The sequence below is a fragment of the Photobacterium damselae genome (assembly GCF_003026815.1).
GTDB classification, from domain to species: domain Bacteria; phylum Pseudomonadota; class Gammaproteobacteria; order Enterobacterales; family Vibrionaceae; genus Photobacterium; species Photobacterium damselae.
In genome coordinates this window covers 1-506 of sequence record NZ_PYOG01000127.1, presented here as the reverse complement: position 1 = coordinate 506, position 506 = coordinate 1, and the positions used below count along the sequence as shown (strand labels likewise).

At 43.1% G+C, this 506-nt stretch carries 1 rRNA gene; it reads left to right on the top strand.

Annotation, left to right across the window (positions count from 1 at the left end):
• The first annotated feature begins 60 nt into the window (after positions 1-60).
• Positions 61-176 (top strand): 5S ribosomal RNA (gene rrf, locus CTN07_RS22675).
• Positions 177-506 lie beyond the last annotated feature (330 nt).

The following is a 506-nucleotide window of genomic DNA, read 5'->3' as shown; positions in this document are numbered from 1 at the left end:
GAGAACTAGTTAACTTTCCCAGATTGCTATTTCAAGCACAGCTTGAAATAAACGAATTTGCTTGGCGACCTTAGCGCTGTGGTCCCACCTGAATCCATGCCGAACTCAGAAGTGAAACGCAGCAGCGCCGATGGTAGTGTGGGGTCTCCCCATGTGAGAGTAGGACATCGCCAAGCGCCCATTTTGAAAGCCCGCTTTGCTGAGCGGGCTTTTATTTCGCTCCCGCTGATTGGAATGTGAGCGCCGTCAATATAAGGTTTTTATTTTTTAACCACTTGGTGAAAAAGTTGAAAATTTTATCTTGACTGAATATCAGAAAAGCGTATTATACGCCACCTGACTTGCTGAAGCGTAACGCGCTAAGGCATTGAATAGTCAATGTTCTTTAACAATTTGACCATGCAATCTGTGTGGGCACTCGTGAAATGATTTAGTCTAAAAGATTTAATCAATGAAACTGAGTGACCAAGTGATACGTAAGTATCAGCACAGTCAATTCATTCATC